At 41.9% G+C, this 2,991-nt stretch carries 3 protein-coding genes and 2 pseudogenes; 1 reads left to right on the forward strand and 4 read right to left on the reverse strand.

Annotation, left to right across the window (positions count from 1 at the left end; genetic code table 11):
• The 4 genes and pseudogenes from ELS82_RS23855 to ELS82_RS23870 form a co-directional block, all read right to left on the reverse strand.
• A partial coding sequence (locus ELS82_RS23855; RefSeq protein WP_134837636.1) for an IS5 family transposase occupies positions 1–403 on the reverse strand: 403 nt, incomplete at its 3' end.
• A gap of 311 nt (positions 404–714) precedes the next feature.
• A pseudogene (locus tag ELS82_RS23860) lies at positions 715–1,750 on the reverse strand (IS110 family RNA-guided transposase).
• Between the two features lie 119 nt (positions 1,751–1,869).
• Positions 1,870–2,169, reverse strand: coding sequence for a type II toxin-antitoxin system RelE/ParE family toxin (locus ELS82_RS23865; protein WP_134837637.1), 300 nt, complete (start codon positions 2,167–2,169; stop codon positions 1,870–1,872).
• Positions 2,162–2,404, reverse strand: coding sequence for a type II toxin-antitoxin system ParD family antitoxin (locus tag ELS82_RS23870; protein ID WP_045408785.1), 243 nt, complete (start codon positions 2,402–2,404; stop codon positions 2,162–2,164). Before ELS82_RS23870 ends, ELS82_RS23865 begins: the two co-directional genes overlap by 8 nt.
• 198 nt (positions 2,405–2,602) lie before the next feature.
• Here ELS82_RS23870 and ELS82_RS23875 point away from each other — a divergent pair.
• A pseudogene (locus tag ELS82_RS23875) lies at positions 2,603–2,842 on the forward strand (recombinase family protein); the annotation flags it as partial.
• Positions 2,843–2,991 lie beyond the last annotated feature (149 nt).

Genomic DNA, 2,991 nt, shown 5'->3' on the forward strand with positions numbered 1-2,991 from the left:
TAACTTTCCACTCCCCCTCACCGTAGACTTTTAGCCCAGTAGCATCAATGGCCAAATGCTTGATGACGCCTCTTGTTTTAGCTTTAAAAGATACATCAACAGACTTTGCTCGTTTGCTGATGCAAGTGTAGTGAGGGCAAACAAGCGGAATGTTAGCCAGCTTAAATACTGAGTCTAGAAAACCTTGCAGCGCTCTCAATGGCATAGAGAAAACACGTTTGACCATCAGTGCGGTAGTAATGGCTAGGTCGCTGAATCGACGAGGCCTTCCGCGCTTATTCTCTTTGCTTTGCTTCCACTCGCGTATAGCTTCCTCATCAATCCAGAAAGTAAGTGAACCACGGTTGATTAGGGCTTTGTTGTACTGTTTCCAGTTAGTTGTTTTGTAACGAGGTTTCGGCATAAGGCTACGATGATTAACTGATCTAGCCGATCAGATCGTAACTTCCTAATTTAGTTCCATTGAATTACGCAACATATATGGACGCACCTCAGGATGCAATGGCTGATTCAATGATACGGTCGCTAACATATATCCGACGTCTTTCTAGGTCACCTGTGCGACCTGCGCCATGATGTATTCCGCTCCTTACTGTCTATTCAAAGCCACGGTTTCAATAAACCTGTTGCGTAATCAGAGTGTTGTAAGGATGGTTCACCGTTATTCATCAGCTATTGCAAACTCAGTTGCTTATTAAATAATTTCCTTTTCAATTACATAGGCTTGAAAGCACGATTAACGTCGTATTCACAATCAGTAACTAAAACACGCCAGACTATACGCCCAAGCTTATTTGCTAAAGCCACGATAGCTTTAGCCTTACCACGTCGTTCAATTAGACCTCGTAACCAAACTCCCATAGGATCCATGCTTGAAGTTCTACAACGTAGTACAGCCCTAGCACCATGAATGAGTAATGTCCTTAGATCTCGATTCCCACTCTTTGATAAGGCTCCAAGGCTATTCTTTCCACCTGTACTATTCTGCTTAGGAACTAATCCACACCATGCAGAAAACTGTCTACCATTATGAAATTGTTGACCAGAGCCAACTTCACTAACAATTGCAGCAGTTAAGATCGGGCCAAAGCCAGGGATATTCTTAATCGCCTTGTAACGTGGACTCTGTTGACTCAGTGTAATTATGTCCTGAGTTACATCATCAATCTTGCCGCTAATGTTGATAAAGTCACAGTATAAGGTTTGCAGTAAGTTTCTCATTACATGGGATAACTCATTCTCTGCATCTTCAATGATTAGTGGTAAGTGGTTACGCAATGCCCTTATTGATGTCGGGAAAACAATCCCATATTCAGCCGTTAGACCCCTGACTTGGTTAGCAAGACCTGTTCTTTGTTCTACTAAACGAGAGCGAACGCTGCGCAAAGCTTTCAGATCTTGTTGTTCGATAGATTTAACAGGTACAAAATGAATATCAGGTCTCGAATAAGCTTCACAAATGGCTCTTGCATCATTAGCATCGTTCTTTTGCCGATCGACGAATGGCTTAACATGTTGTGCTGGTATGAGTGATACCTTAAAACCAAGCCCTAAAAAGACTCGTCCCCAATAATGTGATGATGCACATGACTCCATAGCCAGGGGGGGTATTATCTGGAAGTTGACGGATTGTATGGAGAAATCTGTCTCGATGAACCTTACGGTTTGACGAGATAGTTCCGTCAATATTCAATACGCATACTTGAAAGAAATTCTTGGCTAAATCGATACCGACAACTTTAATGGACATGGTTGTTACTCCTACTTTTAATGGCTGTACCTTTAGTGTGGTACAACAATGCTAGAAGGGAGGTGCGTCCATCACATCAAAGCCGACGTTGTTCTAACTTTATCTAATGATTTGTAGTTTTAATAAATATCTGGATGGAAATGCCGCAATGGTTCCATTTGCTGATGAAGAATGCGGATTATGTAAACACCATGAGGCTGTGGGCGATAAAAAATAGCATGTTTATGGTGATCGTGGCGGCGAAGCCCTTCGGCAATTTCCGGACACTCGTAACCCATCAAAGGTTGTTCTGCAAGCGTTAGCAAAACGTCATGCATACTGTCTGTATAAGCATCCGCTTGCTCTATACCAAAGTTCAATAGGGTGTATTCAAAGATATGCTCAAAGTCTTCTGCGGCGAGGTTGGAAAGTTTATACATTGTGCTTCTGCTTTACTTTAGCCGCAATGTCATGAAGTGATAATGAGCATTGACCACTCTGCTCTCCTGCTTCAATCGCCATTTTTAGAGCCGTGGTTTGTTTCTCTTGCCTTTCGAGTAGCCGCAACGCAGAACGAACGACTTCGCTTGTTGAGCCATAGCGACCAGTCGCTATAAGTTGACCGACAAACTCATCTAACTGAGATCCAATCGTAACACTAGTTGTGCGTGACATATTTTTTCACCTACATGTGTGAATAATTAACACACCAATAATAGGTTAACTAAAATTCAAAATCAAATCACGATCTTCGGCATGACAATGAAGTATACCTATAGTTCACATGTTAAAATTGACATTATAACCATATTTGTCATAACCTATTTGTCACACTGCGTTAGATCATAACTTAAATGTCACTTTGAGAGAACTATGTACATCTTTGGCTACTTAAGAGCATCAACCTCTGATCAGAATGCAAAGCGAGCACAACGTGCATTGCAGGAGTTCGTACAGCAAAAAGGCTTTCGAATAGCAGGTTGGTACATTGAGAACGAATCGGGTGCTTCGCTACAAAGACCAGAATTACTCCGATTACTTGATGATGCAGCAATTGGTGATGCAATCATTATTGAACAAATTGATAGGCTTTCTCGTCTGGATGAGGAAAGTTGCGGTGTTTTTCAAGATAGTTGCCATCATTTGCTCGCTTATTAAGCAGCTTCTCTTTCTGGATTTAGGTGGACTTCGCCAACTGGCTTACAGTTCCTGATATCACCAGTCCATCGTTCAGGTTTTCGCTGTTTTGCAGCGAGTAATAC

It is taken from the genome of Vibrio ouci, assembly GCF_004551525.1.
GTDB classification, from domain to species: domain Bacteria; phylum Pseudomonadota; class Gammaproteobacteria; order Enterobacterales; family Vibrionaceae; genus Vibrio; species Vibrio ouci.